The 22,290-nt window shown below is 32.2% G+C and carries 21 protein-coding genes; 19 read left to right on the forward strand and 2 right to left on the reverse strand.

Translation table 11 applies throughout. The features are described 5' to 3' along the window. The first annotated feature begins 391 nt into the window (after positions 1–391). The 15 genes from GC105_RS13835 (at position 392) to cysK (ending at position 16,492) form a co-directional block, all read left to right on the forward strand. Positions 392–1,252, forward strand: a complete 861-nt coding sequence (locus GC105_RS13835; RefSeq protein WP_152805951.1) for a DUF1002 domain-containing protein — start codon at positions 392–394, stop codon at positions 1,250–1,252. Between the two features lie 333 nt (positions 1,253–1,585). After that, complete coding sequence (gene pyrB, locus GC105_RS13840) at positions 1,586–2,512, forward strand: aspartate carbamoyltransferase (RefSeq protein WP_152805953.1); 927 nt, start codon at positions 1,586–1,588, stop codon at positions 2,510–2,512. Further along, positions 2,509–2,931: an aspartate carbamoyltransferase regulatory subunit gene (locus tag GC105_RS13845; RefSeq protein ID WP_152805956.1), complete on the forward strand. Its 423-nt coding sequence runs from the start codon at positions 2,509–2,511 to the stop codon at positions 2,929–2,931. Before pyrB ends, GC105_RS13845 begins: the two co-directional genes overlap by 4 nt. 102 nt (positions 2,932–3,033) lie before the next feature. Further along, positions 3,034–4,176 carry a dihydroorotase gene (locus GC105_RS13850; protein WP_152805959.1) on the forward strand — a complete coding sequence of 381 codons (1,143 nt, stop codon included), beginning with the start codon at positions 3,034–3,036 and terminating at the stop codon, positions 4,174–4,176. Beyond that, positions 4,163–5,020: an orotidine-5'-phosphate decarboxylase gene (gene pyrF, locus GC105_RS13855; RefSeq protein WP_152805962.1), complete on the forward strand. Its 858-nt coding sequence runs from the start codon at positions 4,163–4,165 to the stop codon at positions 5,018–5,020. The genes GC105_RS13850 and pyrF overlap by 14 nt, the downstream gene beginning before the upstream one ends. Continuing rightward, complete coding sequence (locus GC105_RS13860; protein WP_152805965.1) at positions 5,008–5,715, forward strand: dihydroorotate dehydrogenase electron transfer subunit; 708 nt, start codon at positions 5,008–5,010, stop codon at positions 5,713–5,715. The genes pyrF and GC105_RS13860 overlap by 13 nt, the downstream gene beginning before the upstream one ends. Beyond that, positions 5,708–6,610 carry a dihydroorotate dehydrogenase gene (locus GC105_RS13865; protein ID WP_152805967.1) on the forward strand — a complete coding sequence of 301 codons (903 nt, stop codon included), beginning with the start codon at positions 5,708–5,710 and terminating at the stop codon, positions 6,608–6,610. The genes GC105_RS13860 and GC105_RS13865 overlap by 8 nt, the downstream gene beginning before the upstream one ends. 78 nt (positions 6,611–6,688) lie before the next feature. Continuing rightward, positions 6,689–7,264, forward strand: coding sequence for an orotate phosphoribosyltransferase (gene pyrE, locus GC105_RS13870; RefSeq protein ID WP_152805970.1), 576 nt, complete (start codon positions 6,689–6,691; stop codon positions 7,262–7,264). 9 nt (positions 7,265–7,273) lie between these two features. Next, positions 7,274–8,320, forward strand: a complete 1,047-nt coding sequence (locus tag GC105_RS13875; protein ID WP_152805973.1) for a carbamoyl phosphate synthase small subunit — start codon at positions 7,274–7,276, stop codon at positions 8,318–8,320. Positions 8,321–8,329: 9 nt separating this feature from the next. Continuing rightward, positions 8,330–11,548: a carbamoyl-phosphate synthase large subunit gene (carB, locus tag GC105_RS13880; RefSeq protein WP_152805976.1), complete on the forward strand. Its 3,219-nt coding sequence runs from the start codon at positions 8,330–8,332 to the stop codon at positions 11,546–11,548. 222 nt (positions 11,549–11,770) lie between these two features. Beyond that, positions 11,771–12,580 carry a Cof-type HAD-IIB family hydrolase gene (locus GC105_RS13885; protein ID WP_152805979.1) on the forward strand — a complete coding sequence of 270 codons (810 nt, stop codon included), beginning with the start codon at positions 11,771–11,773 and terminating at the stop codon, positions 12,578–12,580. 165 nt (positions 12,581–12,745) lie between these two features. Beyond that, positions 12,746–13,135 (forward strand): RidA family protein, encoded by a 390-nt coding sequence (locus GC105_RS13890; protein WP_281350137.1) that lies wholly within the window; start codon positions 12,746–12,748, stop codon positions 13,133–13,135. After that, positions 13,125–14,297 (forward strand): trans-sulfuration enzyme family protein, encoded by a 1,173-nt coding sequence (locus GC105_RS13895; RefSeq protein ID WP_152805984.1) that lies wholly within the window; start codon positions 13,125–13,127, stop codon positions 14,295–14,297. The genes GC105_RS13890 and GC105_RS13895 overlap by 11 nt, the downstream gene beginning before the upstream one ends. A gap of 5 nt (positions 14,298–14,302) precedes the next feature. Continuing rightward, a complete protein-coding gene (locus GC105_RS13900; RefSeq protein WP_152805987.1) occupies positions 14,303–15,439 on the forward strand; it encodes a trans-sulfuration enzyme family protein in 1,137 nt (378 codons plus the stop codon). A gap of 120 nt (positions 15,440–15,559) precedes the next feature. After that, positions 15,560–16,492, forward strand: a complete 933-nt coding sequence (cysK, locus tag GC105_RS13905) for a cysteine synthase A (RefSeq protein WP_152805990.1) — start codon at positions 15,560–15,562, stop codon at positions 16,490–16,492. Between the two features lie 81 nt (positions 16,493–16,573). Here cysK and GC105_RS13910 read toward each other — a convergent pair whose 3' ends face one another. Next, a complete protein-coding gene (locus tag GC105_RS13910) occupies positions 16,574–17,218 on the reverse strand; it encodes a lactate utilization protein (protein ID WP_193708427.1) in 645 nt (214 codons plus the stop codon). A 352-nt stretch (positions 17,219–17,570) separates the two neighbouring features. Here GC105_RS13910 and GC105_RS13915 point away from each other — a divergent pair, with 352 nt between their 5' ends. The 4 genes from GC105_RS13915 to GC105_RS13930 all read left to right on the forward strand — a co-directional run bounded on the left by GC105_RS13915 (position 17,571) and on the right by GC105_RS13930 (position 20,939). Next, positions 17,571–18,137: an RNA polymerase sigma factor gene (locus GC105_RS13915; RefSeq protein ID WP_152805993.1), complete on the forward strand. Its 567-nt coding sequence runs from the start codon at positions 17,571–17,573 to the stop codon at positions 18,135–18,137. Beyond that, entirely contained in the window at positions 18,115–18,849 is a 735-nt protein-coding gene (locus GC105_RS13920; RefSeq protein ID WP_193708428.1) for a DUF4367 domain-containing protein, read from the forward strand. Before GC105_RS13915 ends, GC105_RS13920 begins: the two co-directional genes overlap by 23 nt. Before the next feature lie 720 nt (positions 18,850–19,569). After that, positions 19,570–20,145 carry a hypothetical protein gene (locus GC105_RS13925; protein ID WP_152805999.1) on the forward strand — a complete coding sequence of 192 codons (576 nt, stop codon included), beginning with the start codon at positions 19,570–19,572 and terminating at the stop codon, positions 20,143–20,145. A gap of 80 nt (positions 20,146–20,225) precedes the next feature. Next, positions 20,226–20,939 carry a hypothetical protein gene (locus GC105_RS13930; RefSeq protein WP_152806002.1) on the forward strand — a complete coding sequence of 238 codons (714 nt, stop codon included), beginning with the start codon at positions 20,226–20,228 and terminating at the stop codon, positions 20,937–20,939. Between the two features lie 186 nt (positions 20,940–21,125). Here GC105_RS13930 and GC105_RS13935 read toward each other — a convergent pair whose 3' ends face one another. Next, entirely contained in the window at positions 21,126–22,007 is an 882-nt protein-coding gene (locus GC105_RS13935; RefSeq protein ID WP_152806005.1) for a diacylglycerol/lipid kinase family protein, read from the reverse strand. Positions 22,008–22,290: the final 283 nt, after the last annotated feature.

Below are 22,290 nucleotides of genomic sequence, written 5' to 3' on the forward strand. Positions count from 1 at the left end.
AAAGGAAATGAATTCTATGAGCAAGTGCAAACGACCGAAACTGCGAAGCAGTTGAGGTGAAATCTGCAGCAGATTGGCTCGCAGAATTCAAGTCATTTTCTGTGCTTGCACGAGAAAAGGAAATGAATTCTATGAGCAAGTGCAAACGACCGAAACTGCGAAGCAGTTGAGGTGAAATCTGCAGCAGATTGGCTCGCAGAATTCAAGTCATTTTTCGTGCTTGAACGAGAAAAGGAAATGAATTCTATGAGCAAGTGCAAACAACCGAAACCCCAAAGGGGTTGAGGATAAATCTGCGGAGGATAAGGTAGTCAATAAATATTGCTGCTTCAACAAGAATAAAAAAAAGAAGTCGTAACTAAACCACGATTTCATTTATAAGGAGGTACTTATGAAAAAGATAATTGCAATATTAGTTGTTTTGATTTTAGTTTTGACACCGGGATTGGCTCTTGCTGATATAGCTGTTGGAGATGTGATTGTTAGCTTGGGTGAAAATTTAACTGATAGTCAGAAACAAGCAATTTTAGAGGAATTTAATGCTCCTGAAGATGCACTGCAAATTACAACCTCTAATCAAGAAGAACACAAGTATTTAGGTGGTGTAATACCTGCAGCTCAGATTGGGTCTAGAGCATTATCTTCAGTTATGGTTACCTATACTCAAAAAGGCAGTGGAATTAAAGTTTCTACAAACAATATAAATTATATAACAGAGCAAACATATACTAATTCACTTATTACGGCAGGTATAAATGATGCAGATATACAAATTACCGCTCCTTTTGAAGTCTCAGGAACAGCTGCATTAACTGGAATAATGAAAGCTTATGAGGTCTCTACGGGAGAAGCTATTGACGAAGATGTGAAAAAGGTTGCTAATGAAGAGATGGTGACAAGTGCTGAACTTGGAGAAGAGATAGGTGATGAAAATGCGACAGATATAATCAACGAAATAAAGAAGCAAATAGCTGAACAAAATCCTCAAACTACAGAAGACGTTAAAAATATTGTCATCAATGTAGTGAACAATTTTAACATAAATCTTTCTCAAGAACAGATTGACAAACTAGTATCATTATTTGATAAAATGAAAGACTTAAACATTAACTGGAATCAGGTAGCTAATCAAATAGAAAATCTATCTGGTAAAGCAACAGAATTTTTATCATCTGATGAAGGAGCATCCTTCCTAAGTGGTGTTCGAGATTTCTTTTCAGGACTAGCAAATTGGATAAGATCGTTGTTTTAAAGAAAGTAGAATTCGATTACAGATTCGACTATTGTTTAAATCCTTGACAAGGTATAAAAATTCATATATTATATTAATAATAAAAAATTACTTTTAACTTGGTACGAGATACTAAGAAGGTATATATATAGGAGATTATGTCTTGAAATCTATATGCCTTTTGTATCCGTACAAAGGCATTTTTTTGTAAGATAAAACAGTTCGACTTGCACCATAATGCTTGAATTTTCCAATAGTATCTGAAGTACGTCGAAGATGCGATTATTATAGGAGAGGAATTTTCAAGCAATTGTTCTCACCACGAAGTATTTCAATAAATAGGAGGTTATACCTATGTTAACAGGAAAACATCTCATAGAACCATGTGATTTCAAATTAGAAGAATTAGATGATATATTTAGGCTAGCTGATAAGATTATTGCAAATCCAACGAACTATTTGGATATATGCAAAGGAAAATTATTGGCTAGTCTTTTTTATGAACCATCGACACGTACTAGGTTTAGCTTTGAAGCAGCCATGCTTAGGCTAGGAGGCCAGATTATAGGTTTTGATGATCCGGGTAACTCATCAACATCAAAGGGTGAGTCACTAAGTGATACTATTCGAACAGTTGCTTGTTATGCAGACATTACAGTAATTCGCCATCCAAAAGAGGGTACTGCTAAACTAGCGTCAAATTACGCTGGAACTATGCCGGTTATTAATGCTGGAGATGGTGGGCATCAACACCCAACACAAACGCTTACAGACTTGCTAACTATTAGGAGGCTAAAAGGAAGTTTTACAGATCATGTTGTTGGTCTTTGTGGAGATTTAAAATTTGGTCGTACGATCCATTCTCTTGTAAAAGCATTAAAAAGGTATCATAATATAAAATTTATATTCATTTCGCCAGACGAACTAACAATTCCTCAATATATTAAAGATGAGCTATCAAATATTAGTTATACAGAAACAAATGATTTAAGTTCAGTGATAGATCAACTAGATATACTATATATGACTCGAGTCCAAAGAGAACGATTTGTAAGCGAATATGAATACCAAAGATTAAAAGATTATTTTATACTTGATAAAGAAAAGTTAGGAAAAGCTAAAGATGATATGATAATTATGCACCCGCTTCCTAGAGTAAATGAAATAGCGAAAGAAGTTGATGATGATCCACGAGGAGTATATTTTCAACAAGCGAAATTTGGAATGTACGTTAGAATGGCACTAATTATTAAATTATTAGGTGTGGAGGGCAACCAATGATAAACGTTTCTAAAATAAAAAAAGGAATTGTAATAGATCATATTGAATATGGACATGGATATAGAATTTTTAAGCAACTAAAATTAGATGAACTCGATGATGTAGTAGTACTACTTAGAAATATACCAAGTAATAAAATGGGAAAAAAAGATTTAATAAAGATTGAAACTGATCTAGAATTAAACTTCAATATATTAGGCTTAATTGATCCCAATGCGACAGTAAACATAGTGGAAAATGGAGAATTAAAAGAAAAGATAACTTTAAATTTACCCAAAAGAGTTATTGGAATACTAAAATGCAAAAATCCAAGGTGTATAACTAATTTTGAAAACGTCACTGATATGCAGTTTGAATTAGTAGATGCTAAAAGAAAAGAGTATCAGTGCGAATACTGTAATACTAGAACGACATTATAGCACTAGGATAAAAGCCGTAGGGTTTTAAATGTTTGCTTAGTGAGATTAGCCCAAAGAAGTAAAGAAAATATTATATTTTTAAACGACGTGGAGGAAAATGGTTTGATTATAAAAAATGTAGAAATAGTAGATGTTCATGGATCTAGACCTGGTAATATTGTAATACAAGAGGGAGTAATCACTGATCTTGACTATCAGGGTGATGACTACAACGAAGAAATAATTGAAGGTTCAGGATATACAATTATGCCATCCTTTATTGATTTGCATTGCCACCTTAGAGAACCGGGTTATGAATATAAAGAGGATATGGAAAGTGGCATGAAAGCAGCACTTAGAGGAGGGTATACTCATGTATGCGCAATGGCAAATACAAAACCTGTAATAGATAATATAGAATTAGTTAAAAAGAATCATGACAAGAGTAAAAAACTTGGATTATGTGATTTGACTCAAATATGCGCGTTAACTAAAAATTTTGGTAAAGAATACGTTGAATTTAAAGAGATAATGCAAGAGACAAAAGTGTTTTCAAATGATGGGGTAAACGTAAATGAGCGAGAAACTATGGAGAGAGCACTAGCATACTCTAAAGCACTAGACTTTCTAATTTTATCACACTGTGAACCTGAAGTTGAAACAGTACGTAGGGACTTAGATATTCTTAAAGAGATTCCAGGAAATCTCCATATATGTCATGTCAGTGAACATGAAACTATCAATATTATTCGTTTGGCAAAAGATCAAGGAATAGAAGTAACATGTGAAATTGCACCACATCATATATTTGAGAGTGAGGTCGATTATAAAGTAAATCCTCCCTTTGGGAGAGAACAAGATAGAAAAGCGTTAATTAGAGCGATTAAAGAGGGAACGATAGACATCTGTGCTACAGATCATGCACCACACTCTAAAGAAGATAAAGATCAAGGTGCTCCAGGTATAAGCAATATAGAGGTTGCATTCCCAATGTACTGGAAGGTATTTAATGAGAATAATCTGTCCTTAGAGAAATTGAGTGAAATGATGAGCTATAAACCAGCAAAGATGCTAGATTTGAATTGTGGTGAAATAGCAGTAGGAAAAGAAGCAAATTTAGTTTTAGTAAATACAGAAAAAGAGTATCTAATGGATATAAACAAATTTATTTCTAAATCTAAGAACAACCCATTTCATGGCACGATCATTAAGGGAGAAATACTAATGACTATTAAAAGGGGTGTAATCAAATATGATAATCGATAAATTGTATCAGGAGGCAATAGATATAAGTCCAATATGCTTAGGATTAGATACACAAGAAAGTTACTTGCCTGACTTTATGCAAAATCAAGATAGGAGTATTGGTGATAAGATTCTTCAATTTAATAAGGATATCATTGATCATACAGCGGATATAGTGGCTTGTTACAAGGTGCAAATTGCATACTATGAGGCACTCGGTATAGAGGGATTAAAAGCATATTCTAAAACTCTAGAATATATTAGAGGGAAGAAAAAAATATCAATAGGAGATATAAAAAGAGGAGATATATCAGCTACAGGACAGATGTATGCTAAAGGACATTTTGAAGGTGACTTTGAAGCAGATATAGTGACAATTAATGCCTATATGGGAGAAGATGCTGTATCACCTTTTTATCCGTATATCAAGGACAAGAATAAAGGGTTATTTATATTACTAAAGACTTCAAATCCTAGTGCAAAAGAAACCCAAGATATTAGTTGTGAAGGAGTTGAATATTATAAATACATGGCTAAACTTATTGAAAAATGGGGAGAGGATTACATTGGGAAAAATGATTTTAGCTCTATTGGTGCAGTAGTTGGGCTCACATATCCCAAAGAATTTCAAATTATTCAAGATATGCTGCCAAATACTTTTTTCTTAGTGCCTGGATATGGAGCTCAAGGTGGTACGGGTGAAGATATGGGTAAAATTTTAAATAAGAGTAGATGTGCAGTTATAAATTCTTCAAGAGGATTAATAACAGCGCATAAGGGTGTTAATGAAGGTAATTACTATTATGATGAAATTAGAGATGCAACTAAGCGCATGAAGGAGGATTTAGCACATTGGCTAAAGTAAAAGATAATGTACATGTTCATGATAATATTTATTTATTAAGTGTAGAGTATAATGGCATTTGCAAAATGGGTCAATTTTTTATGCTTAGATGTTGGGAGTTAGATCCATTATTATCTAGACCTATAAGTATATTTGATTATGAAGATGGAGAACTGAAGTTTTTATACCAAGTAGTTGGTAAAGGAACTGAGAAGTTATCTAGACTTGTTAAAGGTGATGAAATTACACTTCACGGACCTTATGGAAACGGATTCCCATATCTAGAAAAATGCGAAATAACACTCGCTGGAGGAGGGATAGGTATTGCTCCTTTATTTTACGCAGGTAGAGAACTAAATAGAATCAATCCAAATAGAAAATTAAATATATTTTTAGGATTTCGTGAAAAAAGCCCGTTGATAGATGTATTTAAGGAACAGTTTCAAAATGTAATAGTAGATATTGGTGGTGTTATTACTGATGAAATTATATATAAAAAAGAGTCAGTTATCTATACATGTGGGCCAGAAGTGATGATGCAAAAGATATGTGAAGAAGGAATGAATAGTGGTGCTACAGTATATGCTTCTGTAGAAAAGAGGATGGCTTGTGGTGTCGGTGCATGTTTAGGATGTACATGTAAGACAGTTAATGGGAACAAGAGAACGTGTAAAGATGGTCCCGTATTCTTAGGAGATGAAATAATTTATGGATAGACTAAAGGTGAAATTTATAGATAGAACTTTCAAAAATCCTGTTGTAGTCGCATCAGGAACCTATGGTTATGGTAAAGATTACTTAGATTATTACGATCCTTCATTGCTTGGTGGAATATGTAGTAAAGGAATAACCCTCCACCAAAAATCAGGGAATAAAGGCATTAGAATTTGCGAGACTCCAAGTGGACTGCTAAATAGCATTGGATTAGAAAATCCTGGAGTAAGTAAATTTATAGATGCGTACTTAAAAGAAATGTCAGCCATAGATACAGTTAAAATCATAAATGTTGGAGGAAACACCATAGACGAATATATAAAAGCCATGGAACTTTTAAATGACTGTGAACTTGGTTTAATAGAGCTAAATATTTCGTGTCCAAATGTAAAAGAAGGAGGGATGGCTTTTGGAATTAAGGCAGATTCAGCAGCAGAAGTCACTTCAAAAGTAAAAAAAGTGAGTCGCCATAAGATTATGGTAAAACTATCTCCCAATGCTGAAAATATAATTGATATAGCTAAGGCTTGTGAAGATAGCGGCGCAGACGCACTTTCACTAGTAAATACATTTCAAGCAATGGCCATTGACATAGTCAAAAAAGAATCAGTCTTTGAGAATATGTACGCAGGATTATCTGGTCCAGCTATTAAACCTATTGCACTTAGAATGGTCAATCAAGTATATAAAAATGTAAGTATACCTATAATGGGTATGGGGGGAATCACTACATGGCAAGATGCTGTAGAATTTATTATGGCAGGATCTAGTTGTATTCAAATTGGAACTGCAAATTTTATTGATCCAATGACACCAATAAAAGTAATAGAAGGCTTAAAAGATTATTGCCTAGGAAATAATATAGAAAACATTAGCGACCTTGTAGGTGTTATTTAATTAAATAAAGAATTTAGAGTATAATGTTATTATGTAAATGTGAACAGGAGTACAGAAATTAAAATGGAGGGATAAAATATGAGCAAAGAAATTATAAATATATTAAAAGAAACGGAAGCATTTTTAGAAGGACATTTTTTATTATCATCGGGAAACCATAGTGGAGGATATATGCAATGTGCAAAGGTCCTAAGATTTCCAGAAAAAGCATCACAAGTTTTAAAACCTGTAGTTGATCAGATAAAAAACTTAGGTATAGACAAAGTAGTTGGACCAGCAATGGGTGGTGTCATAGTAGCGTATGAGATAGGTAGACAGATGAATTTAGAAGCACTTTTCACTGAGAGAATAGATGGAGAAATGCAACTGAGACGAGGTTTTGAAATCTCTAAGGGTGATAAAGTAATAATAGCAGAAGATGTAGTTACTACTGGTAAGTCTACAATAGAAACAAAGAAAGCGTTAGAATCTTTAGGTGCAGAAGTTGTAGGTGTAGCTTGTATAGTTGATAGAAGGCATGAGACTATAAATATAGATATGCCTATTTATTCAGCAGTAAAATTAGATATTGAAATATACGATCCAGACACCTGCCCTATATGTTGGAATGGAGAAAAATTAGTCAAGCCGGGAAGCAGAGATATAGCTAAATAGGAGGATTTCATGAAATCATATTTACAATTAGAAAATGGCGTTATTTTTGAAGGAAATGCATTTGGTAAAATAGAAGATACAGTAGGTGAAGTAGTATTTAACACCGGAATGACAGGATATCAAGAACTAATGACAGATCCGTCATATTATGGTCAAATTGTTACTATGACTTATCCGTTGATAGGAAACTATGGGATTAATTTAGAGGATGATCAATCAGATAGTCCTAAGATAAAAGGATTGATTGTTAGAGAAAAATGTGATTACCCTAATAACTTTAGATGTGAATTAGATTTAGATGGGTACTTAAAATACAATAATATTATGGGCTTAGAGGGTATCGATACTAGAGCGCTAACAAAGGTAATACGGGAGACTGGAACCCTTAAAGGGCTTATGACACATAGAAGATTACCTCAATCAAAATTAATGGATATATTAAATGAATACGATAATTCTGATGCAGTTAGAAAAGTCGGTACTAAGGAATCCTACACAATTAAAGGATCAGGTAAACATATAGCAGTTATAGACTTTGGAATCAAGAATAATATTTTAGAATCGTTTAAAAATAAAGGATTAAAGATTACAGTATTCCCAAGTAATGCTTCTGCAGACGAGGTTATTGGTGTAAATCCAAACGGAATATTTCTATCTAATGGACCTGGCGATCCAAAAGACTACCCAGATATAATAGAAAATGTAAAAATAATGATAGACAAAAAACCAACTATTGGAATCTGTTTGGGTCATCAGCTAATAGCCTTAGCATTAGGAGGAGATACTGGCAAATTGGCTTTTGGACATCGAGGTTGTAATCATCCTGTCAAAGACATAAAAAAAGATATAGTTTATATTACATCACAAAATCATGGATACGTGGTAAACAAAGTGCCACAAGACATGGAAGTTACTCATATTAGTCTAAATGATAAAACAATTGAAGGATTAAGACATATAACAAAGCCCATATTGACAGTCCAATTTCATCCAGAGGCATCACCAGGACCTGACGATGCACATGGCGTTTTTGACGAATTTATGGAATTATTATAGGAGGAAAATATGCCAAAATTAAATGATATAAAGAAAGTGTTAGTCGTTGGCTCTGGTCCAATTGTAATTGGCCAGGCTGCTGAGTTTGATTATTCTGGCGCTCAAGCGTGCCAAGGTTTAATGGAAGAAGGAGTACAAGTAGTACTTATTAACAGCAATCCAGCAACTATTATGACAGATAAAGAAATGGCTCATAAGGTGTACATAGAGCCTATAAACACTGAAACCATAGAAAAAATAATTAGACTAGAAAAACCAGATAGCATACTACCAGGTATGGGTGGTCAAACTGGATTAAATATAACTCTAGAGCTTCACGACAAAGGGATACTAGAAAAGTATAATGTTAAAGTCATTGGAACATCTATTGACTCAATTAAAAAGGGTGAAGATAGAGAACTCTTTAAAAGGTTAATGGAAGAAATCAATCAACCAGTTATTGAGAGTAAAACTATAGCTACAATAAAAGAAGCATTAGTTTATGCTGAAGAAATAGGGTATCCAGTTGTAGTTCGGCCAGCATATACGCTTGGAGGTTCTGGCGGGGGAATTGCTGAAGACACAAATGAACTAATCGAAATTGCATCCAAAGGGTTACACCTAAGTCGCGTAGGACAAGTTCTTATAGAAAAGAGCATAAAAGGGTGGAAAGAAATTGAATACGAAGTAATGCGAGATGCTAAAGGAAACTGCATCACGGTATGTAACATGGAAAATATCGATCCTGTAGGAATTCACACAGGAGATAGTATTGTAGTAGCTCCAAGTCAAACGCTAAGTGACAAAGAGTATCAAATGTTAAGAAAAGCTTCTTTAGATATTATAAGAGCGATTGAAATAAAAGGTGGTTGTAATGTACAATTAGCTCTTCATCCTAAGAGTTTTGAATATGCAGTAATAGAAATTAATCCAAGAGTAAGCAGATCTTCTGCATTGGCATCTAAAGCTACAGGTTATCCTATAGCAAAAGTAGCTGCTAAAATCGCTTTAGGGTTTTCATTAGATGAGATAGAAAATGCAGTAACCAAGAAGACTTTTGCGTGCTTTGAACCTAGTTTAGACTATGTAGTCGTAAAAATTCCTAAATGGCCATTTGATAAATTTTATGGTGCTGATAGGAAGTTAGGAACGAAGATGATGGCAACAGGTGAAGTAATGGCAATAGGTAATAACCTAGAAAGCGCTCTATTAAAAGGAATTCGATCACTAGAACTAAAGCAATATTCATTAGACCACAAAGGGGTAAAAAAGTACTCCCTACATGAATTAAAAGAAAAAGTAATGTATCCAAATGATGAAAGATTATTTTACCTTGCAGAGATGCTTAGAAGAGGGTATAGAGTTCAAAAACTATCAGAAGAAACAGGTATGGATGAATTTTTTATAAACAAAATAAAATTTATAGTTGAGGAAGAAGAAAAGTTAAAATTAACAAAAGTTGAAAATTTAACTTCAGATAGATTAAAGGGATTAAAACAAAAAGGGTTTTCTGACAAGGGTATTGCGGACTTAATAGGTGTTACCCCAAATGAAATTTACGAGCTTAGAAAAATGTGGGGTATAAATACCGTATACAAAATGGTAGATACTTGCGCAGGCGAATTTGAAGCAATGTCACCTTACTATTACTCTACTTACGATAATGAAGACGAAGTAGCAGTATCAAATAGAGATAAAATAATGGTTATAGGTTCGGGACCAATAAGAATAGGTCAAGGTATTGAATTTGATTACTGTTCTGTTCACTGTGTAAAAGCACTAAGAAATTTAGGGTTAGAAACAATTATTGTGAACAATAATCCTGAAACTGTAAGTACAGATTTTAATGTATCTGATAAACTGTATTTTGAACCCCTTACGGAAGAAGATACTTATAATATTATAGAAAAAGAAAAGCCTAAAGGTGTGATCCTTCAATTTGGCGGACAAACTGCTATTAAATTAGCTAAATTTTTCGATGAGAAAAATGTGACCATACTAGGTACTTCGCCAAAAGATATCGACGCAGCAGAAGATAGAGAAAAGTTTGAAGAATTGCTAGAAGAGCTAGATATCAAACGACCCAAAGGTAAAGGCATATGGACACTAGAAGAGGGGTTAGACATTGCAAGAGAACTGTCTTATCCAATTTTAGTACGACCATCTTATGTTCTTGGCGGTCAAGGTATGGAGATTTGTCATGATGACTCAGAGTTAAAATATTATCTAAGTGATGCATTTTCTAAAGATAAAAAAAATCCTATTTTGGTAGATAAATATTTAGATGGTAGAGAAATCGAAGTAGATGCTATATGTGATGGTGAAGAAGTACTGATACCAGGTATTATGGAGCATTTAGAGAGAGCAGGAGTTCATTCAGGTGATAGTATCAGCATTTATCCTCCTCAAAACGTTCCGCAAAATATTAAAGATACTATATTAAGATATACCAAATTAATAGCCATTAAATTAAATGTTAAAGGTATGATAAATATTCAGTTTATAGAGTATAAGGGAGACTTGTACATTATTGAGGTGAATCCAAGATCTAGTAGAACAGTACCTTATATCAGTAAAGTAACAGGAGTACCAATTATAGAGGTAGCAACTAGAGTTATGTTAGGGGAGAAACTAAGAGATCTACCATATGGAGTGGGTATTTATCAAGAGACAAATCTTATATCTGTAAAAGTACCAGTATTTTCTACTGAAAAATTACCAAAAGTAGAAGCCAGTCTTGGTCCAGAAATGAGGTCTACAGGCGAGGTGCTGGGGGTAAGTGACACTCTATTAGGTGCAATGTATAAAGGATTAATAGCAGCCGGTATGGACTTGTCACATAGAAAAAGAAAAATTTTAGTAACATTAAGGCCCAAAGATAAAGAAGAATTTAAAGATATTGCAATTAAGATGAATGATATGGGATATGATTTTTTAGCTACTCAAAATACTGCTAAATACCTAAAAAGCATTGGTATAGAAGTTGAGGTAGTAAAAAAAATAGGAGAGGGAACTCCGAATATCTTAGACACAATTAGAACTGGTAAAATCGATATGGTTTTTAACTCACCTACAAAAGGCAATGATTCCAAAAGAGATGGATTTATGATTAGAAGAACGGCAATAGAATCATCTGTTGAGTTAATGACTAGCTTAGATAAAGCAAGAGCCATAGTTGATATTCTATACTCAAATATACAAGGAAAAGATTTAAGACTATATGAAATTTCGCAATATGACAAAGCATAGTATAAAAAAATAGTAAGCTACTATAATTAACAAATTCATGATGAATTACAATAAAACAATAACTTAAAATATAGCAAGGGTGGTTTAGACCACCCTTGCTATATTTTAAAATAAAACTTGGATACGTTTACAATATTGTAGAAGAACATTGGTTAAAGTATACTTTAATAAGGTAATAGTTATTTAGATAGAAAAGCAACTGAATTACGAAGGAGAGATACTATGTATAAATTATTGGCCATAGATATAGATGGTACCCTTATGACGTTTAAACAACCTCAAATTACGCAAAGGGTAAAAGAAGCTATACAAAGAGCCAAAGAAAAAGGAACTCATGTAATTTTAATATCTGGAAGAAATTATCGTAGTATGAATAGGATGTTACAAGATTTAGATATTAAAGATTATGGTATAACAATAAATGGAGGCATAATTGTTGATATAGCTAGTGGAGAGAATATTTCCGCTACATATTTAGATAGATCAGTAGCCAGTGGTATAACCTCAATATTTGAAAGTGAAGGAATTCCATATGCGATATTTGCTGGATTTTATACCTATGCACCGAGAGAACATGAATATAATAATACAGTAGAGTATCTTAAATTAGAAGAGGATAATGTACGTATATACGATGATACAGAAGAATTCTTAAATACCGTAAAGACAAATAAGTATATGGGGATGGCTAGTCATGAAAAGTTAGATAAAATAGCTAAACTAATTAAAGAACAATACGACGATTATGTATTTATCGAGTACGGATTAAGAGAACATATGGAAATTTATCCAAAGACTATTAACAAAGGAATAGCACTGACTAGTCTTGCAGATAAACTAAGTATTCCAATGGAAGAAGTCATGGCAATTGGGGATGCAGAAAATGATATATCCATGTTAGAAGCTGCAGGGTTAGGTGTGGCTATGGGCAACGCTTTATCAAGTGTAAAAGAAAAAGCAGATTATATAACAAAAAGTGTAGAGGATGACGGAGTTGCTTATGCTATAGAAAAATTCATAATAAACAAATAGATTGTCTATCAATAAAAGAGGCTTTTGTGAGCCTTTTTTTGATTGAAAGCGTATATTATGAGCAAAGTTAAAGAAAATAATACAAAATGTTTGACAATAGTATTTTACGGGTATATGATAAAACAAAACATATAAGATTACTAGGCAAAGGGATGGGTGATGAATTTGAATTCACAAGCAATTAACACTAAAGATGCACCTCAAGCAATAGGTCCTTATTCACAGGGTATCAAATTTGGACAGTTAATTTATACTTCAGGACAAATTCCGTTAGATCCAACTAATGGAGAGGTAGTATCTGAAAAACTGGAGATACAAACGGTTCAAGTATTAGAAAATCTGAAAAATGTATTAGAAGCTGGGGGTAGCGGTTTAGAAAATGTCATAAAAACAACTGTATTCATTAAAAATATGGATGATTTTAGTACGATTAATAAGATATATGCGGAGTATTTCCCTAATAATCTACCAGCAAGAAGTTGCGTTGAGGTATCAAGATTGCCAATGGGAGTACTTATAGAAATTGAAGCGGTGGCAAGTATAAATGAAGAATAAGTGTAAAAATATTGATAATGTAAAAAAAAGAAGTATCGATACGAAAGTTGTACATGGTAACAAATCATTCGATGAAAAAACTGGAGCAATTAGTTTTCCAATATATCAGAGTGCAACATTTAGGCATCCTAGTCTAACAGAAACTACAGGATATGATTACTCTAGACTACAAAACCCTACTAGAGAAGAAGTTGAGTGTATAGTTGCAAATTTAGAAAACGGTAAACATGGATTTGCTTTCTCAAGTGGTATGGCCGCAGTATCTACGGTTCTTACACTCTTTAATTCACATGATCACATAATAGTTTCAGAAGATCTGTATGGTGGTACTTATAGGGCATTTGAAGAGATTTATAGAAAATACGGTATAACTTTTAGTTATATTGATACAAGTAGTTTAAAAAATACAGAAGAAGCAATTCAGGAGAATACAGCTGCTATTTTTGTTGAAACACCATCTAATCCAATGATGCGCATCACAGATATTAGAGGGATATCGCATCTTGCAAGAAATAAAAATGTGATGCTAATAGTAGACAATACATTTTTAACACCTTATTCTCAAAGACCTCTAGAGTTGGGTGCTGATGTGATTATTCACAGTGGAACTAAATATCTAGGAGGTCATAATGATACTTTAGCTGGTTTTATTGTGGCAAATAATGATGAGCTTGCGGACAAAATAAAACTTATACAAAAGACAGAAGGCGCAGTTTTATCACCTTTTGACAGTTGGTTGGTTATTCGTGGAATAAAAACTCTCGGTATTAGACTTGAAAGACAACAATCCAATGCTCTTAAAATAGCAAAATGGCTAGAAAATCATCATAATGTAGAACAAGTTTATTATATAGGGCTAGAAAGTCATCCAGGATATGAAATCAATCGTAGCCAAAGTACGGGTTCTGGCGCAATGATATCTTTTTCAGTAAAGGATAGTTCATTAGTAGATAGTATTTTAAAAAAGATAAAATTAATTATTTATGCAGAGAGCTTAGGTGGGGTCGAAAGTCTAATTACTTATCCAGTTATGCAAACTCATGCGGCTATTCCAGTAGAAATAAGAGATAAACTTGGGGTTACAGATAAACTACTGAGATTATCTGTTGGAATAGAGAATGTTGAAGATTTAATAGAGGATTTAAAACAAGCGATGGAGTGATATTGATGAAATTTGGAACAAAACTTATTCATAATGGAAATGAAATAGATAAAAACACAGGTGCACTTAGTATACCTATATATCATGCATCAACTTATCATCAAGAGGGTGGAGTAGGAAAGTACGGAAAATATGATTATTCAAGATCCGGTAATCCTACTAGAGAAGCTCTCGAAAGTACTATTACGACTTTAGAGGGTGGAGATAATGGATATGCATTTTCCAGTGGAATGGCCGCAACATCTTCAGTATTATCTATCTTTTCTTCAGGAGATCATATAATACTTTGCCAAGATGTATACGGAGGTACCTACAGAATTGCCAAGGAATTTTTTAATAAATTTGATATAGAGATAAGTTTTGTCGATGTCAGTGACTTAAGTAATATAAGGAATTCAATTAAGGAAAATACCAAAGGATTATTTTTAGAGACACCTTCAAACCCTTTGCTTAGAATAACCGATCTAAGAGGAGCAATAAAAATTGCTAAAGAGCACGACCTAATCACCATTATAGATAATACCTTTATGTCGCCATATTTGCAAAGACCGATTGAGTTGGGGATAGATATTGTTATCCATAGTGCAACAAAGTTTATTGGTGGTCATAGTGATGTTATTGGTGGACTAGTAGTAGTTAAGGGTCAAGAATTGTCAAAGAGAGTTCGATTTGTACAAAATGGATTTGGGGCTATACTAGGGCCTCAAGATAGTTGGTTGCTTATGAGAGGTTTGAAAACTTTAAAGATTAGGCTAGACTACCAACAAAATAACGCGATAAAGCTTGCAGAGTGGTTGCAATCACATAAAAATGTTGAAAGTGTATTTTATCCTGGACTAGAAAGTCATCCTGGTAGCAAATTGCATCTATCCCAAGCAGATGGACCAGGCGCAGTGCTTTCTTTTACAGCATTAAATGATGAAATAGCTCTTAATTTTATGAACAATGTCAAAGTTGCGGCATTGGCTGTTAGCCTAGGAGGAGTTGAAACTATCGTCTCTCATCCAAGCACAATGTCTCATGCAGCTATTCCGAAAATAGAACGAGAAAAGTTGGGAATACAAGATAAATTGATACGTGTATCTGTAGGTTTAGAAGATATTGAAGATTTATTAGAAGATTTTAATAGAGTACTTGTATAATTGTAGTTCAATTGTCTAGATAAAGTAATAAAAGCTATTGACAATTAAGAAATAATAGAATAGAATAACCATAACATACAAAACGTATAAGAATACTATGAATTAATGGAGGGATTATTAATGAGTAAAATAGCAAAGAGCTTAACTGACTTAATAGGAAACACGCCATTGTTAGAATTGTCAAATTACAACAAACAAAACAACTTACAAGGAAAGGTAATCGCGAAACTTGAATACTTCAATCCTTTAGGTAGTGTAAAAGACAGAATTGGTTATGCCATGATTAAGGACGCAGAAGACAAAGGATTAATAAATGAAAATTCAGTTATTATAGAACCTACAAGTGGGAATACAGGAATAGCTTTAGCTTTTGTAAGCGCATCAAAAGGATATAGATTGATTTTAACTATGCCTGAGACAATGAGTTTAGAGAGAAGAAATCTTTTAAAAGCTTTAGGGGCAGAGCTAGTATTAACACCAGGAAGTGAAGGGATGAAGGGAGCTATTAAAAAAGCAGAAGAGTTATCTGCTGAGATTCCAAATAGCTATATACCACAACAATTTAATAATCCTGCAAACCCAGAAATCCACAGAAAAACAACAGCAGAAGAAATCTGGAGAGATACAGATGGAAAAGTAGATATTTTAGTAGCTGGAGTAGGAACAGGTGGTACAATTACTGGAGCAGGTGAGGCTTTAAAGGCGAAAAACCCAAATATTAAAGTTATTGCAGTAGAACCAGTAGATTCGCCAGTGCTTTCTGGAGGAAGTCCAGGACCACATAAAATCCAAGGGATAGGTGCTGGATTCGTACCAAATATTTATAAAAGCGAAGTAGTAGATGAAGTATTCCAAGTAAAAAATGAAGATGCGTTTGAGACATCAAAATTATTGTCAAAAAGCGAAGGTCTTCTAGTAGGTATTTCCTCAGGAGCAGCTGCATACGCAGCAACAGAAATAGCAAAAAAACCAGAAAACAAAGGGAAAAACATAGTAGTAGTTTTACCTGATACAGGAGAGAGATATCTTTCAACTGCACTATATCAAGACTGATAACTGTTAAAAATATAAAAAGCAATTAGAATATTATACTTCTAGTTGCTTTTTAAAATTATAAGTAAAGATTCGCGAAATCTAATACCCTAGTTCTTCTCCTACCAAAATAATCTTTATTCTACCGATACTCCAACTCCGTCTTGTAATTACTATTGCAGAACAGATACTTTCGTTACCATAACAATCACCACAGTAGCCTGTAGTGGAACAAGGCGTATTTTTATTTAATCTCAGAGTATTTTTAGGAGATGCTATGTTTTGAGTTCTCCATATAGCATTATCTACATCTTCACATAGCTTATTCATACCAACTACTACAATTACATTTTCAGGACCAAAGGATAAGGCAGCAACTCTATTTCCGTATCCATCGATATTGACAAGTTCACCTTTTTTAGTTATCGCATTAGAACTCATAAGATAATAATCGCAAAAGGTAGACTTTTTCATTGATTCTTTTAATTCTTTTTCCGTATTACCAAACTTACGATCAACATACTCGTAATTTCCTTCTACAATAGCATCTAATAGTCCAATTTCATTAATACTTTCAGAACCTCCATGTGAAACAACAGTACCTTCTGGAATTAGTTCTAAAGCTTTTTTTAGGGCAGAATTTTTGTCTGGACAGTAATACGCTTCAAATCTCCTCTTTTCAAATTGTTGAATTAATGCTTTTGACATATTTTCGTAGTGTTGATTCTTAGGTTTAATAAAAATCATCCTCTTTAAATCTTATTTCTCTCACTATCTTATCAAAATTTACATCAGAAAGCACCAATGTAAAACAGAATTTTAAACTCTATCCATTTTTCTACGCTAGGTAATACACAGAAATAGATGATAACTAAATAAAATTTACTGTCTACAGCTATTTGTTTAATATCCTAAGAACAAAAAAGTGTAGTGATTACGTTTTATTAATGTTCGACAAATTACAATATTTGTTTGACAAAATAATACATTAAAGCCTATTATTAATATAATATAGTAAATGACATAACAAATGTCTATGTAGCGGACTTAAGGACTAAAGAAGATACCGTATGAGCTACACAAGGATAAGAGGTGGATAATGCTAGCAATATTAACACTTATACAAGATGAAAATTCAAGAAATAAACTAGAAGAGATATATCATCTATATGGAAAACTGATGTATTATATAGCTTATGATATTCTTAAAGATTATCATGAAGCAGAAGATATTGTGCAATCTGCTATACTTAAAGTAGCAAGTAATCTCGATAAAATAACTGATGTGAAGTGTAACAAAACAAGGGGATTTATGGTTATTATAGTTAGGAATACTGCTCTTAATATTTATAATCAACGAAAAACAAGAAGTTCAGTACCATATGAAAATATAGAGAACTTAATAATTGATGAAAGAATAGAAAATCCAGAACAATATGTATTACGCTTAGATCAAGGAGAATGGATAGCAGAGCAATTGGCTAAGTTAAATCCAGCATATGCAGATATCCTAGCACTGAAATATATGTATGAGTATAAAAACAATGAAATTGCTGAGTTAATTAACTGCACAGAGGGCAATGTTAGAATTAGATTGTATCGGGCAAGAAAAGCAATGCAAGTTATTTTACGAGGTGAGAAGTATGATCAAACCGAACAACGATAATGAAGACAAATTACAAAATATTATGGCAACATACTATAGTTATATAGGACAAAGCCATGTAGATGTTATTAATATAGATTTGGAGAGTAAAGAAGAAGAAATTAATTCAGTACAAATCCCAACTTCACTTGATAGTTGGTTTGACGACTATATAAAAGTAAGTAAGGAAAAGGATAAACACATTAAAAGAAAAAAACAAATAAAGCAAATAGGTTCTAAAGTAGCAATGATTGTATTGGTAATTAGTATATCACTAACCATACTTACTTTTAGTGTAGAGGCCATACGTGTAAAAGTTCTTAATCTATTTATAGAAATAAATGATAAGTATAGTGAATTTAAAGTTGCTGAGATCGACGAATATGATAATGATGTAGTCCAAAGAGCTGGTGATTATGAGCCTATGTATATACCAGAGGGATTTGTAATAGACCATACTGAAGAATTTAATGATATTAAAACTATAGAATTTACAGATGGAGATAATGGATTTATTGTTTTTGAGAGGGCACCCAATGGCACAGATTATCAGTTTGATACAGAAGATGCAAAGGTATCAGAAATACTGGTGAAAGGAACAAAAGGAATATTAATTGAAAAGAATAATGGAAATATCCTTTTCTGGAATGATGAAGAGTGGAGTTATTTTATTTTATCAGATATTGAACTTAAAATTATAATACAAATGGCAGAAAGTGTAGAAAAAAAATAAATAAATATAAAAAGATTAAAATAAGTGTAACAAAATGCCTTCTTATATTGTTGTTATTAATAAGGAGGTTCTCTTCAACCATTGCCTCATATTTTAATCAGGACAGATGCTACACGGGCATTTATTATAACTAAATGATGCAGATCGCACATCATTTTTCCCACACTATTTGTGCCGCAAGCGATAGTGGCGGAATGGAGTATTAATATGAAAAAACTATCTCATTTAAAATATTTTTTGTATATACTTTTTATTATTTTAGTAATTTACTTTCAACCTAAAATTTTAATAAATTATAAGTCTGGAATTAACTTCAATTTTTTTATTTATAATATTATTTTGTTTTTATTGAATGGAAGTATTGGTTTTATTCTAGGTCTGGATAAGCTAATAATTGAATTTGCTAAAGAGGGAAATTGGAAAATTAATTTATCGCATATATTATTTATGGGAATACCATCTTTATACTTTTCATTTGCGTTAATTATATCTACATTAACAATAAACTTTATCTCATATCCAATAAATATATTATTTAATGATGGACCTTTCTTTATGTACGTTTTCCAAGTAGTATTTGTATATACTATAATAACAAGTTTTTATAAGGAACATAGTTAACATGTCACTTTTATACCATCCATATTAGAAGAAACTCCTAACTAAGTATGAGAAGTAAAATATGAGGATATGAATAAACTAGGTAAGGGTGGGTAAATATTGAGTGATAGAGTATATATTATAATTATTGTTGGTTCTGTTATTTACACGTTATTAAGAATTATAAAGAAAGAATTAGATATAAATCGTAGAAAAGGAAAAGAAATAGTAAAATTAAATAAACATATGAATCGTTTCTTATTATCATTATTTTGGTTGGTACTATTTTTCATATGGTCGATCCAACTTATACATAGTTTTCATTCCATAAATGAAGGTTATATTTTTTATCAAGCCAATTTTTTATTTATTTGTACTTGGACTATCATTGCATTTTGTAACACAATCATAAATTTTCATTTAGGTTGGCACAATGATGCGATATATCAAGATGGGATAAGTATTAATGGAAAAGTGCTAAATTGGAGCAAAATTTCTGATTATAACTGGAGTAATAAATATAAAAAGAAACTTATCACTAAAGGTGAATTTTATGATCTAACACTTATATTGAGTAAATATACATTATTAAAATTAAATAGGGAAGCTAATCTAACTGTTAATGAAAAGGATTGGGAATTAATTGATGGTATTTTAAAAGATTATAGGAATAAACGACTTAGTCCACCGGTCTAAGGATAATAGGTAATTATACGGTTGGACGAAGATCAAGATGTGTTGCGCCGTATCATATATAGAATAAAGAGGGTTTTATTATGAGAAAGAATAAATTAAATAAATTGATAATATTTTTTTATTCGTTCCTTGTTTTAATTGTCTTGGTTGGTTGTTCATTTCCACAAGTGAAAAATATTGAGGATTTAAATTTTAATAATTTGAACTCTGTATTATCAGATTACTTAAACGAATTAAAAATCAATAGTCAAGATTTACGTATAATAAATAAAAATTTAAATGGGTTTGATATTTTATTCAATAAAGATAATGGCAATGTTATTTTTTTAATGACTCAACTTTATGAGGAAGGTAATAAAAATAATTATAAAGTAATAGATATTGAATATAATAGTAATCAAAATACTATCAGTAAATATGAAGTAGGAAACTATAAGTTTTCTGAACATCCTATTGAAAATGAAAGGGTTAAAATAAATGATTTGTTGAATTGCTTACATTCAATTGATGTTCATAAAATATTGTCTCCCTATAACAACATAAATACGGATTTTTATGAAATTAAAACAGATGGTATATATAGAGAAATGGGGTACAAAGATTTAAATCCGGATTTTCGATACTTAATTTTAGATAATAATATATTAGCAGAAGCTAGTGTGGAGCAGTTTGAAAATAAACAGAGTTTAATATACTGTTTGCCAATATATTTTGGAGTGGGAAACATTCAAGTAACTGAAGAGGGAGATGTATTTAATAATAATAATAAAGTCGTTGTTTTAGTAAATAGGTAATCTAAAATGTACACGGGACACTGTGTTCGGTATTATTATTACGGCTTCACCCGGAAATGGACAAAGTTAAGAGACGTTATTCATAGCAAAATGTAGATGAAGTAAAAGTGTTTGCATACTTATAACAGTAAGAGTTCTACATCAGAATCTAAAGGGTCACACTCTTTAAATTAGACATAGGTGTAATTATTTTGATTTTGGAAATATAACATCTATACCTTGGTGAATAATACTAAAATCAGCTTTTGTATCAATCATAATTTCTCCATCAAGATTTATAGCGAAAGGTGTATCACAGGTTATATTTATTTGTTTTCCTTTTATAAAAGTTACTTCCTTGATATTGCTGTGAGTTCCCTTAATATACTTAGGAAAAACCGAAAACATTTTAAGTTTAGACATATGGCTAATATGACAAAGGTCATAATACCCATCATCTATTTTAGCTTTAGGTGCAGGCATAATTCCCCCTCCATAGTATTTGCCATTTGCTACAGCAGTTAATAGAGTCTTACCCTGAATAATATGATTATCTATATCAATTCTCAAATTCCAGCCTTTGTATGTGAAAATGGTGTAGAGTGCTGCCGCTATGTAAGCTAAACTTCCTGAAAAAATTTTTTTAGTAGTTTCCGTTCTAATTACTACTTCTGCATCAATACCAACGCTTCCTACATTAATAAAGTATCGATTATTACATAATCCAAGGTCAATTTTACTTATTGTACCGTGAATAACATCTTGTATTGCATTTAAGGGATCACTATTGTTACTTATACTACGTAAAAAATCATTTCCAGAGCCTCCAGGAATAATTCCTAAAGCAGCATCGTAGCCCACAATACCATTTACGACTTCGTTGATTGTTCCATCTCCGCCAACTGCTATAACTTTTTTATAACCTTCACTAACAGCCTGTTTTGCTAGATGTTTCACACTACCTTCGCCATTAGATATTTCAATTTTATAATTAACTTTATTTTCTTTACATGCGGATTCTATAAATGGTATTAAATCTTTTGATTTTCCTTTACCAGCCACTGGATTTACTATAAAAAATATATTCATATACTTCTCCTTTTTTTATATGATGAGGTAGTTCGACTAGATTGAAGAACTAAGATTGCTATAGTACTTGTAAATGCAAAAGGACTATAGGGTATTATTGTATCTATATAATACAGCAAAATTAAATATTGTACCATAATAAAAGTATATTTATATGCCGATGGGATATAGTGTTGGTAAAATATTTGTTTAAAGGTATAATGTAATCAACGAAATGATTATTAAATACTAAAAATTTATAAGGAAGATAGTCAACAAGCTTTCGATTTTAGTTTTCTCCAAA

The organism is Alkalibaculum sporogenes, from assembly GCF_009362815.1.
Taxonomy (GTDB): Bacteria; Bacillota; Clostridia; order Eubacteriales; family Alkalibacteraceae; genus Alkalibaculum_A; species Alkalibaculum_A sporogenes.